Origin of the sequence: Flavobacterium sp. 40-81, assembly GCF_001898245.1 — a bacterium.
GTDB lineage: Bacteria > Bacteroidota > Bacteroidia > Flavobacteriales > Flavobacteriaceae > Flavobacterium > Flavobacterium inviolabile.
Genome location: NZ_MKTM01000013.1, coordinates 1 through 15,322, shown reverse-complemented (window position 1 = coordinate 15,322; position 15,322 = coordinate 1). Strand labels below are relative to the sequence as shown.

Genomic DNA, 15,322 nt, shown 5'->3' with positions numbered 1-15,322 from the left:
AACAAATTCCCTAATATAGATTTACCATCTTTAATTCAAACCCAATGCTGATGATTTAATCGACACAATCTCATATCTCACACTAGTCCCTCTATTGGTATCTGGAAGATCTATAGTAGTTGTCGATGATGGCTGTAAAATGTTAAAATCAACTACTTTCGAATCCCAGACATTCCCATCAGCTTTAATATAGCTTACTTTAACCTTAACATTATCCAGCAAATAGTTAGTTCCATTGGTGACAAAAATTTTTAAATCTGAAATTCCTCCAATCGCTCTGTATTGATAATTACTATTTCCAGCTGTAACATAATTCCTTATATTCTCCCTTATTGATGCCTTAATATTTTCCTCATGTGCAAGTTCATTAATCCGATTATCCTGATTCCTTTGGTAATTGATTCTGTCAACAACAAAAATTACGATTAAAACCAATAAAATAACAAAACCAATTTTTCTTATTTGATTGAATGATTGCCCTTTATTATTTTCTATAACGGCATTAGTTTTATGGATTGGAGGTTGAATATCTTGCTTTTGAAATTGAGGAGGCCTTTTGTTTAATATCAATTTTAAAGCATCTATTTCACCTGCTTTTTTCCAATCGTCCAACCCTTCATGCCAAACAGGTGTATCCTTTGTAATATTTTTTGATTCTAATTCATCTATCAGAAAAGGTCCTAATTGATTTACCCCATCATGTAAAAAGTATTCTGTCATATCCAGACAATTTTATTTAAAATAATATAGTTTTAGCAACGTAAATTTTAAAATAAAAATCAGTACAACATTCTGGTTTTCCAGAAAACCACTTAAAATCAGTATTAATAGGTAATTTAATTAAGTAGAAATACTACACGATTTTTAAAACAAAAAATAAACACTAGATCCTTCTAATCGTATCTATTCCTTTTATTTCAATAGTACTCACAAATTCATCCCAAACTCAAATTAGAGCTAGCTATTTCTTGAAGAGATTGCAATTATTTTTAACACATCACATTGGCACTTGACAATACCTCGAAAATTCACCCCTCCATTCCAACCAAAATATTGATTATTTCAAATATCTCCATTTGACCAAGATCGACTACAAATCAGTTTGATATTTGTACCAAAGGGAGTATAAACACGTTTTTCTATATAGTCTAAAATAAATTTAATTGTTATTTATTTTTTGTATGGGAATCCATAGTACCGTCAAATAAAACTTTATTATTTTAACGTTTCTTTGAGGGTAAAAAATCCTGAATTAAATAACGCTATTTCTAATGTCAGAAGAACAGAAAAAAATATTAGAGCAACAGCTTTGGAATATTGCCAATACGTTACGAGGAAAAATGAACGCGGATGAGTTCCGTGATTACATTCTAGGATTTATTTTCTATAAGTATTTGGCTGAAAAAATGGAAATTTTTGCTAATCCCATTTTACAACAAGACAAAATTCAATTCCGGGATAAATTTATCCCGGAATTGAATTTTAAACACCAATTTCTCGAATAAATAATAGTAATTTTTCACTTCATTACCTCGGAACTTGACAGTACATCGAACACCTCCTCCCCTCCTTCAACCAGAATATTGTCCCAAAGTGACTCCATTTGTCCAAGATCGACTTCGAATCGGTTCGATAATTGTACCACAGTGGGTACAAAAGCTCCAAACTATGTTTGGAGCTTTTTTTTGTTTACAACAGCCTGAAAATCAATAATTCACAAAGTAAAATTGATTTAAAATTCTCTTTCTCTCAAAAATCACCATTTCTCCGTATCGAACTAAAACAGCAAAACACAAATTACTATATTTCAAATAGTTACAATAAAAAAACAAGATTTTTCAATCATTTTTAAACTACCTTCCCAGCAACTAGGTTGACAGGAATCGAACCACACAACACACTGATTTACAAACAAAAACGAATTCAAAAAATTCATTTTGCCCTCTAATGCCCAATAAGGTTATTTTCTTTAGGTAAACGATGCTATTTAAATATTTGCAGATTGAACCATTTTCTTTTTCGTAAAATAGTCCTCAATAAAGATTAAATATCTTTGAGAAGTTTCTTTTTCAAAATATCGTTAGCCATACAATGACAAAAATATTGAAACGATAAGAAACGGCAGCTAACAAGCTGTTTGGAAAAATGGCAGGTTTTGGAAAAATTGAAAGTTTGCACATTTTTTTGTCACCAATACTGTTCTCTTTGGCTTTTTTATTATTTTAGTCAACGGCTCCTGCGTTTCTGGCAAATTGAACTTCCCGTCCAATTTATCCGCCACTTCGCCAAGCTGCCGAACTGTTAGCTGTAATTAAAAAACGATATGGCAAAAAAAAGAAAAACATTACCGAAAGACTTTGAGGAACTTCTAAAGAAAGGAGACATTCAAGAACTCATTCAACTATTTGACAAATGCGAGATAGAAGCCCGTGGCGGATACAGCAAAGGAACTGCGTTGTCATTTGCAGAATGTCCGCACGAATTAGCCAAATGGCTGGTTGAACAAGGAGCAGACATAGAGGCGCTTAATGACTATAGCTATACCCCGCTTCAGGAGCGTTCCGGGAAGCGTTTTTCGGGCAACATCAGGAGTTTATTAGAATTGGGAGCAAACGTAAACACAAACACCCATAGAGGAACAGCGTTACATTGTGCAGCAAAAAACCATAACACGGAGAACATAAAAATACTGCTAGAATACGGCGCAGAAATTGAGGCTTTAGTTTCGGACGGTTATGGAGAAAAAAGAGGAGATTACACAGCGTTGGAGCTGACTTTAAGGTCTTGTTGTAACATCGATATAAAAGATACCCTTGAAATTTCCAAAATATTATTGAACGCTGGTGCTCAGAAAACAGAAAAAATGAAAGGGTTCGTTACTGAAATCGGAAAAACGTTTGAACAACACAGACCGAATTTTTATGATGAATCAACGGAACAAATAAGCAATGATTTAGATGAACTTTACAGCATCTTTGAGGTTGAACCTGTCCCAAGACGGATAGTGTATGACGGCAAATCGCCTATTACTGTCAAAGCTACAACCTGGCAGAAGCAACACGAAGAATTATGGGAGCTTTTGGTTCCCGGACGTGGTGCTGCCCAAACCGTACAGGGAGAAGTTATTCGTATCACAGGAAAAGTAGCCCGGGAATTATTAGATAACGGAGGCGGTAATTGGGACATTGAATTTAAAAAAATGGTGGACAGTTATTTCAAATATATTCAGCAAGAAAATCAACTTTCCCAGGAAGAAATAGAAGAACTGGCTATTATTACAAGTGAAGTGAAAGCTAGAAATACTGAAAACATATATTTAATGAGTGAATTAGGAGTAAAGTGGGTACTTAATAATCCAATTCCTAAAAGTCTTACTGTAACAGATTATAACCGTTAAATAACTACAGCCAACAAGGGTTTTGCAAGTGCATTAATTCTAATTTATACGCGAAAGCGTTTCTAAGTGCCTTTATTTGTTCAAGATCGGCTTAGAATCGGTTCAATATTGGTACTTCAGTCGATACAAAACCCTGAATGTTTCACATTCAGGGTTTATTTTTCAGAACACATCCAAAAAAAATGCCCTGTAGTTAATACAGGGCATTTTTATGAGTATTTATCCTCTTCTCAGCATTCTCTTTTCTTTATTAAAGCTCAATTCTACAGAATCTTTATAGACTTTATTCAGCACCAGTCCTTCCACCTCCTGTCCTTTTCGAAGGCGGTGAATACTGTTCCCTACTTTAAGCATTACCAGTTCATCTTTTTTCTCCCCCGATTTGATAAAACCGTAATAAGCAACCGAAGGCCAGTTTTTAATTTCCTTTGGTTTTTCAACAACTGTTTTCACAGGAGCAGTGTGTCGTTTGACACCTCTGTTTATAGTACCGGCAACAGCGACACTTTCACTTCTTACCAGCGTTTTATTTAAAAACGGATCCCGGTGGATTTTCTCCAGCACAAAAGTATCCCGTTCAACCTGTCTTCCGCTGCTGCTATAACTGGCAACACTATTCGCCTCGACCGTTTCATTTGAAAAAAAATATTGCGCAAGCGCCTTATAGCCTACGGTTCCCCAAAGCCCCAAAACAACAATAATCAACACAATATTTATTTTCTTCTTTGCCATGATCTTAGTTTAAAACAAATTTATATCCTCCGCTATACACTCCTTCATTACCGGCTTTATCTTTGGCTTTAACTCTCCAGTAATACGTTCCGGGATTCGTAAAAGTTTGCTGTAATGTCGTACCGCTCACATCGAACTGCTGTGTGACATTTGTAAAGTTAACATTGTCTGAAAACTGCAACACATAGCTTATAGGCGACTGAACCGTTCCGGAATCCTGAGGAATAGTCCACGAAAAGGTGATTTGCTGGTTAACGGTTAACGTTGCATTATTAGCCGGCGCTACATTTTGCGGCTGGTTCGGATTCACACGGTCTATCGAAAACTTACGGGTACTGTATTGTGTTTGTGTATCGTTATCACTGTTTACCGCCTGAACTTTCCACTGGTAAACACCTTCTGCCGATAAAGCAACATTATTTAACTGCACTATGGTTGTTGTCTGGTTTGTATTTGAATATACCGACTGACCGGTAGTTGTATTGATCACCTCAACCACATAGTGTGTGGCTGCCTGAAGGCTTTGCCAGCTAAGGGTCAGGGCTGTCAAATTCGTATAGGCATCAATGTCCGGACTTGATAAAATCACCGATTGATTCGTTAAGTCTTCCGAAATTTCCGTTGAGAACGCTATCGGAAAGGTATATTGCGACTGGTACGCAAAATTTTCTGCCCGCACACGCCACTGGTAGTGACCGGACGGCAATTCCTGCTCTAAATGCGTATCTTCCGATTCTTTTTCTGCGATCAGCGACTGGTTCATATCAAAAACCTGAACACGATAGGTTTTCGCACCATCCATTTTGTTCCATTGAAAATTAACGACGTTACTCTGAATAACCGCTCCGTTTAAAGGATAGGTAGCCTGAACCGAACTGTTCGAAATATCTTTTTCCAAAATATCTTCACAGGAAGACATAAAAACAGCCAATAGTACGATGATAATTTTATTTATTGTTTTCATAATTTTGAAATATCATTTTTAAATGTAAAACTTCTTCTTTATTATTCTTTTTTGTCGCAAAAAATTTCATTCCAACCATTCTGGAATAGTCGTATTTCTTTTCAAAGTCGTAAGCCATCTGCAAGAGCTGGTTGGTATTCCCAACGACATCCAGCTGATTGGTATAAACCGTATAATTTTCATCAGCAAAACTATGAATCGGCGCCAGCTCATTTATGGAAACATGCGGCTGTGACTGTGTTGCAAAACTAACCATTCCCTGCTGCACCATTTCTTTTGTGACACCTTCTTTACCAAGCATCTGATCCAGATAGGCAATTTCGCGTCTTAACTCATCGGCATTCTTTGCCTTTTTATTAATATCTCCCACACGTGCCGAGAGTTCTTTATACTCTTTTACCACCTGGAACAGTGAGCTAAAAGACCGCTTATAAGCCGTCACGGACAGCATTATAAAAATGACGATTAAAGCACCGCATTTTTGTTTATACGAGTAATTCTCAAACATCTTTAATCGTAATTTTCACTTCAAACTGGGACTTGTTTTTCTTATCCTTTTTTAAAGTTGTTATTTCAAACTTTTTAATCCACTTTACATTCTTCAAACTGCTCATCCAATTATTAAAAGAGGTTTCATTATAGGTTTCTCCTTTTAACAGTATGGTTCCCGGATCGAACAATACTTTTTCATTCGATTTAATCTCTTTGACCACCGGCACTATATTCAGTTCGTTAAGCAATATATCGCCCGGAATGATCTTAATCAGTTCATACGAATAAAAAGACAAGAATCTTGAAGAGGAAAATCCCGAGTCTCTGAGAATATTCTGTTTATTCTCTTTTTGTTTCTCCAGATCCAGCACCAACTGATACGATTGGTTGGAATAGACATTCTGAAGGTTCAATTCGGCATTTTTAGTCCCGTAATACTGTATCAGGAAATAGCTCACCAAAAGGCTTAGCAGAAACCCGACCAGCATTACCGCTCCAAAAAGCGTAAAGGCCTTTTTATAGATGATCTCTTCAATATTTAAGGCATCGCTTTCTGTTTTTGTAACTTCTTTTTGCCGCAGAAAAAAATGAACCAAAACACCATAAAGCGGTACAAAATCACTGCTTATCTGGTCTTCGTTGATCTTGTATTTCAGTTTCATCGGTATTTCCGCAAACTGCTTCGTAAAGCCAACAAATTCAGCATCTTCAAATTCCAGCATCAAATCGCCGGAAAGTATTTTCTTTTCGTTAATAGCGGGCTGCAACAGCACTGTCAGGAAAGCACCAACATATACATCTATTACCTGCAATTTATGGTTTATAAATTTTTGCAGGACTTCCTCAACGGCATTTTTTCTGCAAAAACTGATATAGTTGCTTGTTCCGGTCTTATAGGCTGTAAAATAGATCGCATTATAATCGACGTTTTTCTGCCAGTTTACATCGGCTTCATTATTAAAATCGATTTTCTTATTCAAAACACCTTTCCCGTCGACCACGATGATAACCGGTAATTTGGCATCTATCTTTTTCTCCAAACCGTCAAAAGAATCGTAGGTTTCCGTTGCCACGATATCGATTTTATTGCCTTTTCGTTTTACAACAAGCAGGTTAAAAACGTCACCGTTTTCCGTTTTGGAAACCCCAACGATATTAAGACTGTTAATCTTTATTATTTTAGACAGTATCGGCAGCATTAGTAAATAATGGTAGGTTTAATAAAAATGTGCAGCTTCGAATCGTTCTTACCTTTTTTTCTACTGCTGAAAAACCATTTCAGGATCGGAATACGGGAAAGCAACGGCACACCCGAACCGGAGTTTTCTTTTTTCAGTTCGTCCAGACCTCCCAACAAAATCATTTCGTTGTTTTTCACTCGCACCAAGGATTCAAATTTCTGCGTTGCCTTACCCGGAGGTGCCGTATCGCCCGCTCTACCTAAGAAAGAACTTTTTTCCACAGATATTGTCAGCGTTACATTTTCGTCTGTTGACACAAACGGCTTGATCGAAACACTCAGGTTTGCATCGGTCGATTTCCACGTACCGGACTGTAAAATATCGTTTCCAATACTATTGGTCAGCAATCGGTTGTTTTGTTCAAAATAATAGCTGGTTTCCCCTATTGCCAGTTTCGCTTCATGTCCGCTGATTGTTGCGATTTTAGGTGTGGACTCAATTTTCACAATGGAGTTGTTTTCCAGTAATTTCAAGTTCATATAAAACGACTGTGTTACTTTCCCCAGTTTAAAAAGTCCGAATCCGTTAAAGGCATTGATCAAACTGTTAACGGAAGATCCGTTAACGGTCATATCTGCCGACGGGTATAATGTACCGCCTGTCTGCGCGATATTTTTACTGTCTATCCCCGCTTTAATCCCGGATTGTATGTCGTATGATTTATTATACTGCGCAATGATCACTTCAATCTGAACCAAAGGAACCACTTTATCAATTTGCTTCATGTATACTTTCAGCTCTTCTATAGCGCTTCTGGAACCGGAAACGATAAGTCCGTTTAATTCCACAAATTCTTTAATCTCTAATTTTTCGGAGAACGTTTTCGGCAATGACGGCAATACGGATTCTATGGAACGGTTTTCGAGCGGGATCAGTTCTGTAGCACGCAATCCTTCTGTAGCGTGTTCTCCGATCAGATACAGGTTTTCCTGTTTTCTGTAAATGTATTTCTTTCCTTTAAAAACATGTTCCAACAGGTCGTCAAACGTGATATTGTCTGCCGACAAACTTGTTTTTTCATTTTCCGGCTTGTTGTACAGGAAGTAGTTTACATGCAGTTTTTCTGCCGCTTCGGTAATCAAATCGGAAACATCGGCAACATAGGCTTTTACCGTTAAAAATCCGGCTTTATTCAGGTCAACTTCATAATATCCGGCTGCACCGACCGATGCTTTGGGCTGTTTGGTTTTTTGACCGCTACTGCCATAAGTATTTCCGGTAGCACCGCTATTCGCATCCTTATTTTTTTCAATAAAGTAGAAACCGTTTTCATCTTTGGTCGCCAGTAAATCATTTGACTTGGCCATCATTTCAATTACCTGGTCGAACGGGCGGTTCAGGATATAGGAAGATACCTTAAGGCCTTTAACATCCGGTGCCAGGATCAGGTTTTTACTGGATTTATCAATAATCGCCTTCGCAACAGACGGCAGTGAATCGTTTTCCAATTTCACCGACAGGAAATCGTTCTGAGGGTTATAGCTGACATCGACCAGTTTAGGCTGTTTCCGCTCTATGATCTTCACTTCTTTTCTTTTCTTGAAAGTGATGATATTACTCATAAAACCAACTTCCAGATCGTATTTCTGCGCCAGGAAAAGGAACACGTCTTTTACCGTTACATCGAAAAAGTTGTTTACAACCGATTGGGTCAGATCACTTTCGGCACTGACATTCAACTGATGTTCTTCGGCAATGGAGAGAATAAAGTCGTGTAATGTTAAGCCTGAAACATCAATTTTTATAATTTCGTTCAGTCCTTTTTTCTGTTTGGCTAATTCGTCAAATTTCTTTTCCAGCTCAATATCCTGAGCCGACAGTAATCCTGTGATTAATAAACTTATAATTAAAAAAACGGTCTTTTTAAACATTTCTTAGGCGTTAATTAAAATAGAATATATTTCTTCTAATGAAGTTTCTCCTTCGGCTAATATATCAAAGGCTTTTTCAGATAATGATTTGTGTTTTTCATCATTACCCAAAAACTGCGCTATGGTATTGTTTTTTATCGATTCGGAAACACTATGGTTAATATTTAAAACTTCATAAATAGCTCTTCTGCTTCTGTATCCGGTATGGTAGCATTTGTTGCAGCCAACCGGTTTATAATAGGTTTCGATTTCATACGGAAATTCGAAATGGGACGGAAAATCTTCTTTATTACAAACAGCTTCTTTTTTGCAGTCATTGCAAAGTTTCCGAACAAGCCGCTGTGCTACCGAAAGATTGAGCGTTTCCGCAATCAGATAGGACGGCACTCCCATATCTACAAGTCTGGAAATTGTCCCGATTGCAGAGTTGGTGTGTATTGTGGACAACACAAGGTGGCCCGTTAATGAGGCACGTATTGCCATTAATGCGGTTTCGGAGTCACGAATCTCCCCGAGCATAATGACATCGGGATCCTGACGCAGGAACGATTTTAAGGCCGACGCAAATGTCAGTCCGATATCTTCTTTCAGCTGTACCTGGTTAATTCCTTTTAAGGTATATTCGATCGGGTCTTCTACCGTTACAATATTTCTTTTGGAATCATTGAGCAATCGCAATGTGGCATACAGCGTAGTGGTTTTACCGGAACCTGTAGGACCGCTGATCAGGATGATCCCGTTTGGTTTTTTTACCGCTTCCAGATAACTTCTCAGTTCTTCTTTTTCCAGTCCTAACGTGTTCAGATCAATATTTGAGGCATCCTGACCCAATAAACGCATTACGATTTTCTCGCCAAATAAGGTCGGCAATATGGAAACCCTGATATCAAATGATTCATTGGTAATCCTTCCGTCCTGCGGCAATCGCTTTTCGGTAATGTTCAGCTTGGACTTGATCTTGATCTTATTCACTAATTCCAGGTAGTTATCTTTTTCTACCTTGTAGCGTTCGATAAGCTGACCGTCGATTCTGAAACGAATACGGGACGACTCTTCATAAACCTCAAAATGAATATCACTGCTTTTTAGGGATTTTGCTTCTTCTAAAAGGTTTTCCAGGAAATCGCCTTTTTCAATATTCAGGGATTTATTACTACTGGTATGACGTTCTTTCCGGTAATGAATGGACAGTGCTTTTTCGATTTCGGAAGCATCCGAAATTTCAAATGAAATCTGTTTCCCCAATAACAATTCCAGTTCGTCTTTTATGTCCTGATGATTGTGGGAACCATCAATATATAATTCGATTGTATTTTCATTTACAGTTTTTGGTAAAACCCTGTAATGATTTGCCATATCACTTGAAATAATATGCTGTATATTCGGATTGACCATTATATCATTCATATTCTGGGTATCAATGTGATTTTATAAAAATTTAAAAATAGATCGCCTGCCATCAGTATCAATAGCAAAAGGGATGCAAAGCCAGCCAAAGGAATTGTCCTGTGTTTCATGATTTTCTTTAATCCCAATTGTAGTACTATGGAAAACAGCATGGAAAAAATAAAATAGACCACATAGTTTTTAAGCAGGAATAAGGGTGTTATTGCTAAATAGAACAGCAGGTCACCAAGTCCGAAATAGTGTTCAAACGGGTTTAAAAACTGTTTGTTCTTCCAGCTCATATAGAGTATTAATATCACAAAGGTGATCAGGAAGAAACCGGCATTATAGGCCGTTATCATCCACACGCTGCTATATTCCTGTTTTATCAACAGCAAAGACAATACAAAGACCAGCAGCGGTAAAGCCACGTGAATGGTCCTGTTTTTCCAGTCCTGAAAAACCATCAGCAATAAGCATAGTAATACTCCCGGCAACATATACACGTTATTCTTTTGTCACTTCTGTGAGCACTTTTTTACTGTCTATTTCCCATGTATTGAAATTACCGTCGCCATCCAAATCGGAAACCGAGGTCGCTCTTGCCATAAAAGAATCGTTTGACGCTTCAATGATTTCAACTTTGTAAACAGCCTGTCCACCTTCCTGAACGGTTTTTTCCTGTTCGAAGCCCAATTCCTCCAAACTGTTGGAATATTTTGAGTGTCTGTAGAAATAACTTTTCTGCAAGCCATATACCTGATTGAGCATTGCCTGTGCTTCAATTGCCTTGGCCTGGCTGATTACCGAGGTCTGATTGGGCAATACCATCAGTAATAAAATTCCGATGATACACAAAACGATTAGAATCTCCGTTAAGGAGTAGGCTTTAACAGCGGCTTTCTTTATTTTTTGAAGATATTTTTTTGTGGTAGTAAACATCTTTATACTATTTTATTTATTAAAAAGTGTTAATTAACGGCGGCAAAAATACAAACATTAATGAGATGATTCTTAATTATTTATTATTTTACTTAAATCAAACATCGGCGCATACATCGATACCATGATCACCCCAACGATAACGCCAATTACAATAATAATCATCGGTTCCAGGATTACTCCAATCATTTTTGTCTGGTGACTGATCTCTTCATTATACTGTTCGGCCAGTCGTTCAAACATGGTATCCAGCTGATTAACCTGTTCGGCCACTTCAACCATGGAAACCATTTTGTTTTCAAAAACATGGTGTTTCTTTAAACTGTCACTAAGCGAAACCCCTCTGGTAATATCCTCCTTGATTTCTTCAATTGCAATTTCAATCGGATAGAATCCGATCATTTTGGAGGTTAACGACAGCGCATTGATGAGCGTTGTTTTTGAGGTTATCAGCAGGTTCATGGCCTGACAGAACCTGGATATGTATATTTTACGGATCAGGCTTCCAAAATAGGGTATTCTTAAAATCATGTTGGTCGTAAAAGCCCTGTAGCTATTTTTACCTTTCAGGAGGACATGGATTAAAACCAGTCCCGCAATCACAATCGCCACTATTGTAAAAATGGTTCCGGAATGATTCGATATCTTAAGAATGATCTGCGTGCTTTTAGGCAGCTCGCTTCCGAATTGTTTGAAAACGGAGCTAAACATCGGCACGACTTTATTCAGCATAAAATACAATACCAGTATGGTCACACACATTACAATCGCCGGATAGGTCAATACCGAAACGATCTGCCTGCGCATCTGGATTTTCCGGTTGAAGTATTTTTGCAGTTCGGTTAAAACTTCTTCCAGTTTCCGGGTTTCTTCCCCAATCTGGATACTGTAATATTCATAGGGCGAAAATTGCTTGGTTTCCCTCATGGATTCATAGATACTCCTGCCTTCTACTACTTTATCCTTTATTTCGATAATGATTTCTTTTTCCAGCTTATTACTGGACTGATTGCTCAGAATTTCCAGTGCTTTTTTAAAATCTACCCCGGACTTTAAAAGCATACCCAATTCCCGATAGAAAACTTCTTTCTTTTTATCGGATAGTTTTTTTGAGAACTGGAGCTGACCGGTTTCGATCCTGAAATCCTTTTTCTCCGTTTTTTCTTTTTTATAGGTACTTAAATCAAAACTCATTTCTCCTGTATTGCTTGTAATAGTTCGTTAGCATAAATCTGCTTATAAAAATTCAGCCCCATTTCTTTTTCGCTGACTTCCAGCTTCATTTTCAGTTTCCGGAAGGCCAATCGTTTTGAACGACTAAAGACAGAATCCATGACCATTTCTTTTATCTGAATTTTAAATGTGTCAACAAACTCACCTTTGGTGCGTAAAGCATAGTCTTCCTGAACGCTATATCTGACCAGTTCACCCGAATATCCGGTAAAAACAAGTTCTTCCTGCCGGATCTGCATTTTATCATTTTCGAAAATATCTTTATTAACCGAATACGTCAGGCGGTTCAGATCGTTTACCGGCTGGTTCTGGTTTTTAAAATCCAGCAGTCTTTCGGTGACAATAGAAAAAACAACAAATATCAGACTCATGATAATTGCTGTAATGGCCATACCCACAATGGCCTCTATCATTGAAAAGGCCTGTAATTGTGTTTTATTCACCGCTGCTTTGTATGTAAAAACTTTTTTCAAATTTGAAATTAGTACTGTCTTTATACTGTATGAATATTTTCTTCACTCCGGGGTTAACGACTTCTTCCTCTATTTCAAGGTTCTTATCTTCACTATCATATTGCAGAGAATCTCCTTGCAGCTGCATCAGATAAAACATTTCATTGACTTTATTCTGGGTATTGTAAAACCTGGCAGATGTGCGCGGTGTAAATACCGCGGCATAAACCGTGATCGCAATATACAGGCATACCGAAATTATTGTCAGCGCAATTACGGATTCCAGAATGGAGTTTGCCGGAATATTACAATACTTTTTTAATAACGCCATAATTATTTTTTTTAGCCTCAAATAACGGAATCGCCATAAAGTACTCCGGCCGCTTTAAAGGATCTATTTCGATGTCTACAATCATATTATCATTGACGGAAGAACCGTTTTTATAGAAAAAATAGTTGGTGTACACCGAACCGCGTACATTGCTTTTTAAGTCCAGTTTTCCGGTACAATAGATATCGCCCAGTACAAAACTTTTTTCATCAAGCTCCATAATGTTTTTATTGATTGTCAATATCGAGCTTCCAAACAGGACTATTGCGCCTTCTATTTTACATTCCTTTTTTATTTTGAGCTTACTCTCCCCTTCCGTGTCGTTATACACGCAAACTACAGACGGGTATTGCAGATTCACTTTTTCCTGAAGTTCTATTCTTTTGGTTGCAAAAGCCTGAACCGTTCCTTTAAATCCTTCCTCGAAAGTTATTTTCGGGGCTATCAGTATGACATCTTCCAAAACCGTATTTTTCCTGATCACTATCGAATCATTCGAACGAAGTACGAAATTCCCTTTGAATATAACATTGGCCAGGAGCGTATTCGACAATAGTATTTCTTTAGTTTCTTTCAGAAAGGAATTGAAATACAGGGAGTCTTTTGTTTTTTCAAACTGGGATAAGGCTACTTTTTCTGTTTTGATTCCTTCAAAGATCTTCTTAAAGTTTTCATTGATCTCCGGAAGTTTGATCTCCGAAACAGTATTTTTCCCGGTAACCGTCAACTGGCTTGCTTTGTTCGTGAGATACGACGTTTCTATAAATGTTGACGGTAATTTATTATCGCCATTCAGCCTGACCGTTCCCGAGTAGCGAAGCGATTTGGTAAGGTTCGCCAAATGAATCGCTGTTTTATCATTGGAATAGCTTCCTACAATATGCGCCGAAACAACGGTATCATTCCTTAGGGATGTTTTTGCCAGCAGCACATTCAGTAATCCGTATTGTCTTACTTCATAATTTCCCTGAACTCCGGAGGCTTCGTCTGCCGGAAATTCCTCTGTAGCCAGTTTATTCCCCAAAGCATAATTCACCACCGACTGGTTATGAATGTATAATTCCTCCTGTAAATTGTAATACAAATTCAGCTGATTGTACAAACCGGAGAAATACAGCAATGCGCCGCAGATTATGGATACAATCAGGCAAATATAAACCGCATATAAAAGACTATGCGCCTTTACCATTCGTGTTTTCTTTTGGTTCTTTTTTCTTAAACAGCCTTTTAAAGAAACTTTCTTTTTGTTCCTGTGGCTGGTTCACTCTTTGTGACTGATTCGCCTTTTGTTGTTTGTCCAGCTCTTTTTGCTTTTTCTTATTTTCTTTCTCAAGGGCTTTTTTTTCTTTGTCCAGTTTCTCCTGAGCTTTTTTAGCAGCTTTTGCTACTTTTTCGTCTTCTTTTACTTTTGCTTTTTCTTCTTTGGTCAACTTGGGAGGCGCCACAAATACTTTTCCGTTTTTATAAACGGTAGTATCTTTTTTGATATGGTCAATCCACTCCCCGTGTTTGATATGGCTTTTATAATATCCTTTTTCAATCAGCACTCCTTTATCATCATAGCGGTAAAAGTTTCCCGTTTTCAAACCACTGCTCCAGTATTGAGTTGTTTCCAATGTTCCGTTCGGATACCAGGTTTTCCACAAACCTATCTTTAGTCCTTTTTCAAATTGCCCCTGTTCTGCCAGTTGGTTGCTGTGGTACATTTTAGTAAAGGCATCATCCAGCAATTCACCAGCTGTACCGCCTTGTGCATTATGTATGGCTCCTCCTTTAAACCAATAGTAGGTTTTTTCCGATTTGGGTTTTACTTTTTTATCCGTCACATAGAATTCATAGCGGAAGTTCGCATCGGAAACGCGCTTTATCAGATACGGATCTGTAAAAGAAAAGAATATTACTACTAAGGATATGCAAAAAAAACGAAATAAAGTCTTTGTTTTCAAGGGATTCAATTATTTTTTTAATCGTCGCAATATAGTACTTTTTCAAAAACCAGAAAAAACCTTTTTCGTGAGAATATTATTTCTAAAATTTAACCATTTGTCATTTTCGCACTATTTTTTTATTTACTTTTGAAAGGGCTCATTTTTACCATAATTGGTGATTTTGCAGATCAAAATTAAACCTATAAGTTCTTATAAATATGCTTTTTACAAAGATATGATTACTATCCTTTCGGGATGCTCGTACCGAATCGTCACGCAGCTAACGAAAATTACCGCTATGGCTTCCAGGGACAGGAAAAAGATGATGAACTAAAAGGTGGCGAAGGGAATTC

At 37.5% G+C, this 15,322-nt stretch carries 15 protein-coding genes and 1 pseudogene; 2 read left to right on the top strand and 14 right to left on the bottom strand.

Annotated elements, in window-relative coordinates; genetic code table 11:
• Positions 1 to 30: 30 nt before the first annotated feature.
• Positions 31 to 720: a DUF4339 domain-containing protein gene (locus BGO42_RS04450; protein WP_273246523.1), complete on the bottom strand. Its 690-nt coding sequence runs from the start codon at positions 718 to 720 to the stop codon at positions 31 to 33.
• 551 nt (positions 721 to 1,271) lie between these two features.
• Here BGO42_RS04450 and BGO42_RS04445 point away from each other — a divergent pair.
• Positions 1,272 to 1,454 (top strand): annotated as a pseudogene (locus BGO42_RS04445) (type I restriction-modification system subunit M N-terminal domain-containing protein); the annotation flags it as partial.
• An 869-nt stretch (positions 1,455 to 2,323) separates the two neighbouring features.
• A complete protein-coding gene (locus BGO42_RS04440; protein ID WP_273246524.1) occupies positions 2,324 to 3,397 on the top strand; it encodes an ankyrin repeat domain-containing protein in 1,074 nt (357 codons plus the stop codon).
• Between the two features lie 219 nt (positions 3,398 to 3,616).
• Here BGO42_RS04440 and BGO42_RS04435 read toward each other — a convergent pair whose 3' ends face one another.
• The 13 genes from BGO42_RS04435 to BGO42_RS04375 all read right to left on the bottom strand — a co-directional run bounded on the left by BGO42_RS04435 (position 3,617) and on the right by BGO42_RS04375 (position 14,987).
• Entirely contained in the window at positions 3,617 to 4,129 is a 513-nt protein-coding gene (locus tag BGO42_RS04435) for a hypothetical protein (RefSeq protein WP_273246525.1), read from the bottom strand.
• Between the two features lie 4 nt (positions 4,130 to 4,133).
• Positions 4,134 to 5,093 carry a hypothetical protein gene (locus BGO42_RS04430; RefSeq protein WP_273246526.1) on the bottom strand — a complete coding sequence of 320 codons (960 nt, stop codon included), beginning with the start codon at positions 5,091 to 5,093 and terminating at the stop codon, positions 4,134 to 4,136.
• On the bottom strand, positions 5,077 to 5,601 hold the full coding sequence (locus BGO42_RS04425) for a hypothetical protein (protein WP_177731321.1): 525 nt from the start codon (positions 5,599 to 5,601) through the stop codon (positions 5,077 to 5,079). Before BGO42_RS04425 ends, BGO42_RS04430 begins: the two co-directional genes overlap by 17 nt.
• Positions 5,594 to 6,784 (bottom strand): PilN domain-containing protein, encoded by a 1,191-nt coding sequence (locus BGO42_RS04420; RefSeq protein WP_273246527.1) that lies wholly within the window; start codon positions 6,782 to 6,784, stop codon positions 5,594 to 5,596. The genes BGO42_RS04425 and BGO42_RS04420 overlap by 8 nt, the downstream gene beginning before the upstream one ends.
• The gene (locus BGO42_RS04415; protein WP_273246528.1) at positions 6,784 to 8,697 is read right to left on the bottom strand and encodes a type II secretion system protein GspD; all 1,914 of its coding nucleotides are present in this window, start codon (positions 8,695 to 8,697) and stop codon (positions 6,784 to 6,786) included. Before BGO42_RS04415 ends, BGO42_RS04420 begins: the two co-directional genes overlap by 1 nt.
• Positions 8,698 to 8,700: 3 nt before the next feature.
• Positions 8,701 to 10,104, bottom strand: a complete 1,404-nt coding sequence (locus BGO42_RS04410) for a GspE/PulE family protein (protein ID WP_273246529.1) — start codon at positions 10,102 to 10,104, stop codon at positions 8,701 to 8,703.
• The gene (locus BGO42_RS04405; RefSeq protein WP_273246530.1) at positions 10,101 to 10,583 is read right to left on the bottom strand and encodes a prepilin peptidase; all 483 of its coding nucleotides are present in this window, start codon (positions 10,581 to 10,583) and stop codon (positions 10,101 to 10,103) included. Before BGO42_RS04405 ends, BGO42_RS04410 begins: the two co-directional genes overlap by 4 nt.
• A 7-nt stretch (positions 10,584 to 10,590) precedes the next feature.
• Entirely contained in the window at positions 10,591 to 11,025 is a 435-nt protein-coding gene (locus tag BGO42_RS04400) for a type IV pilin protein (RefSeq protein ID WP_273246531.1), read from the bottom strand.
• Positions 11,026 to 11,097: 72 nt separating this feature from the next.
• Entirely contained in the window at positions 11,098 to 12,219 is a 1,122-nt protein-coding gene (locus BGO42_RS04395) for a type II secretion system F family protein (protein WP_177731308.1), read from the bottom strand.
• Positions 12,216 to 12,671 (bottom strand): hypothetical protein, encoded by a 456-nt coding sequence (locus tag BGO42_RS04390; protein ID WP_177736184.1) that lies wholly within the window; start codon positions 12,669 to 12,671, stop codon positions 12,216 to 12,218. The genes BGO42_RS04395 and BGO42_RS04390 overlap by 4 nt, the downstream gene beginning before the upstream one ends.
• Before the next feature lie 22 nt (positions 12,672 to 12,693).
• Positions 12,694 to 13,041, bottom strand: a complete 348-nt coding sequence (locus BGO42_RS04385) for a hypothetical protein (protein WP_273246532.1) — start codon at positions 13,039 to 13,041, stop codon at positions 12,694 to 12,696.
• The gene (locus BGO42_RS04380; RefSeq protein ID WP_273246533.1) at positions 13,016 to 14,230 is read right to left on the bottom strand and encodes a hypothetical protein; all 1,215 of its coding nucleotides are present in this window, start codon (positions 14,228 to 14,230) and stop codon (positions 13,016 to 13,018) included. The genes BGO42_RS04385 and BGO42_RS04380 overlap by 26 nt, the downstream gene beginning before the upstream one ends.
• Positions 14,214 to 14,987 (bottom strand): toxin-antitoxin system YwqK family antitoxin, encoded by a 774-nt coding sequence (locus tag BGO42_RS04375; protein ID WP_273246534.1) that lies wholly within the window; start codon positions 14,985 to 14,987, stop codon positions 14,214 to 14,216. Before BGO42_RS04375 ends, BGO42_RS04380 begins: the two co-directional genes overlap by 17 nt.
• Positions 14,988 to 15,322 lie beyond the last annotated feature (335 nt).

Excerpts from the sequence above, each read along its gene's own strand:
- BGO42_RS04450 (WP_273246523.1), bottom strand. The coding sequence starts at position 720 with ATGACAGAATACTTTTTACATGATGGGGTAAATCAATTAGGACCTTTT.
- BGO42_RS04440 (WP_273246524.1), top strand. The coding sequence starts at position 2,324 with ATGGCAAAAAAAAGAAAAACATTACCGAAAGACTTTGAGGAACTTCTA.
- BGO42_RS04435 (WP_273246525.1), bottom strand. The coding sequence starts at position 4,129 with ATGGCAAAGAAGAAAATAAATATTGTGTTGATTATTGTTGTTTTGGGG.
- BGO42_RS04430 (WP_273246526.1), bottom strand. The coding sequence starts at position 5,093 with ATGAAAACAATAAATAAAATTATCATCGTACTATTGGCTGTTTTTATG.
- BGO42_RS04425 (WP_177731321.1), bottom strand. The coding sequence starts at position 5,601 with ATGTTTGAGAATTACTCGTATAAACAAAAATGCGGTGCTTTAATCGTC.
- BGO42_RS04420 (WP_273246527.1), bottom strand. The coding sequence starts at position 6,784 with ATGCTGCCGATACTGTCTAAAATAATAAAGATTAACAGTCTTAATATC.
- BGO42_RS04415 (WP_273246528.1), bottom strand. The coding sequence starts at position 8,697 with ATGTTTAAAAAGACCGTTTTTTTAATTATAAGTTTATTAATCACAGGA.
- BGO42_RS04410 (WP_273246529.1), bottom strand. The coding sequence starts at position 10,104 with ATGAATGATATAATGGTCAATCCGAATATACAGCATATTATTTCAAGT.
- BGO42_RS04405 (WP_273246530.1), bottom strand. The coding sequence starts at position 10,583 with ATGTTGCCGGGAGTATTACTATGCTTATTGCTGATGGTTTTTCAGGAC.
- BGO42_RS04400 (WP_273246531.1), bottom strand. The coding sequence starts at position 11,025 with ATGTTTACTACCACAAAAAAATATCTTCAAAAAATAAAGAAAGCCGCT.
- BGO42_RS04395 (WP_177731308.1), bottom strand. The coding sequence starts at position 12,219 with ATGAGTTTTGATTTAAGTACCTATAAAAAAGAAAAAACGGAGAAAAAG.
- BGO42_RS04390 (WP_177736184.1), bottom strand. The coding sequence starts at position 12,671 with ATGATAGAGGCCATTGTGGGTATGGCCATTACAGCAATTATCATGAGT.
- BGO42_RS04385 (WP_273246532.1), bottom strand. The coding sequence starts at position 13,041 with ATGGCGTTATTAAAAAAGTATTGTAATATTCCGGCAAACTCCATTCTG.
- BGO42_RS04380 (WP_273246533.1), bottom strand. The coding sequence starts at position 14,230 with ATGGTAAAGGCGCATAGTCTTTTATATGCGGTTTATATTTGCCTGATT.